Source organism: Acidiphilium sp. 34-64-41, assembly GCF_002282635.1.
Taxonomy (GTDB): Bacteria; Pseudomonadota; Alphaproteobacteria; order Acetobacterales; family Acetobacteraceae; genus Acidiphilium; species Acidiphilium rubrum.
Genome location: NZ_NCJX01000172.1, coordinates 1 through 1,283, shown reverse-complemented (window position 1 = coordinate 1,283; position 1,283 = coordinate 1). Strand labels below are relative to the sequence as shown.

Genomic DNA, 1,283 nt, shown 5'->3' with positions numbered 1-1,283 from the left:
GCGGCTGCGTGCCGAACTCCTGAAGGATCAGATGACCGACGACGGGGAGCGCTGTTACGGTCTGGATGACGATTGACCGTCTCTCCATACCACGCACGCAAGGCCGTAACCCGGAATGTTTGGGTATAATCGGCAATGGAGCGCTAATCGTCGATCGGCGTTCTGGAAGCAACCGCATGCCGTGATGGGTATGGGTCGCAGTCTGCTCATCAGTCTTGACCTCCAGCCACTCAAGGCGTCGCATGTCGCCATGGATCAGCATTCCGGCGGGTCAGTTCGAGACGAAGCTTCGGCGGGACGCGAAGTCCTCGCCGGCCTGGTCGAGCGCGTTACCTTCCACAATTCGGAAAACGGGTTCTGTGTGCTGCGGGTGAAGGCGCGGGGTCATCGTGAACTTGCCACCGTGATCGGCCATGCCGCCATGATCAGCGCGGGCGAATGGGTGACGGCGACCGGCGAGTGGGTGAATGACCGTATCCATGGCCAGCAGTTCAGGGCGCGGTTCATGCGCACCTCGGCGCCGACCACGGCCGAGGGGATCGAACGCTACCTGGCATCGGGGATGATCCGGGGTATTGGTCCGGTCTACGCGAAGAAACTGATCCGCGCATTCGCGACAGCGGTGTTCGACGTGATTGAGGCAAACCCCGAGCGACTGCGTGAGGTCCCTGGGATCGGCGTTGTGCGCGCCCAGAGGATTGTGACCGCCTGGGCCGAACAGAAGGTCATCCGGGAGATCATGGTGTTCCTGCACAGCCATGGTGTCAGTACCGCGCGATCGGTACGGATCTACAAGACCTACGGGGCCGATGCCGTGCAGGTCATGAGTGAGAACCCCTACCGCCTGGCCCGGGATATCCGTGGGATCGGGTTCAAGACCGCGGACGGCATCGCCATGAGGCTCGGCATTGAGAAGACGGCGATGATACGGGTGCGTGCCGGGATTGGATATGCGCTCTCCGAAGCGATGGACGATGGACATTGCGGCCTGCCCACGAACGAACTGCTCGCGCTGGCGGAGGGTCTACTCGAAGTACCTTCCGAATTGGTCCGCGTCGCGCTGGACCAAGAGTGTCTGGAGGGAAGCGTGATAGCCGACCGGATCGGCGAGACGCCCTGTGTGTTCCTGGCGGGACTTTACCGCGCGGAACGCGCGATCGCTGAGCGATTGCGCGGGATTGCCGTCGGTGATCTTCCCTGGCCATGGATCGATGCCGACAAGGCGATCCCCTGGGTCGAAGCGCGGATCGGCATGACACTGGCCCCCAGCCAGCGCGCGGCGG

Annotated in this window: 2 protein-coding genes; one reads left to right on the top strand and one right to left on the bottom strand. The window is 62.9% G+C overall.

What is annotated here, in order from left to right; translation table 11 throughout:
• A partial coding sequence (locus B7X49_RS18680; protein WP_286840643.1) for a hypothetical protein occupies nucleotides 1-262 on the bottom strand: 262 nt, incomplete at its 3' end.
• On the opposite strand from B7X49_RS18680, the gene B7X49_RS18675 reads away from it, so the two are divergent.
• Nucleotides 251-1,283: helix-hairpin-helix domain-containing protein (locus B7X49_RS18675; RefSeq protein WP_286840641.1), on the top strand; the 1,033-nt coding region annotated here is incomplete at its 3' end. The genes B7X49_RS18680 and B7X49_RS18675 overlap by 12 nt on opposite strands.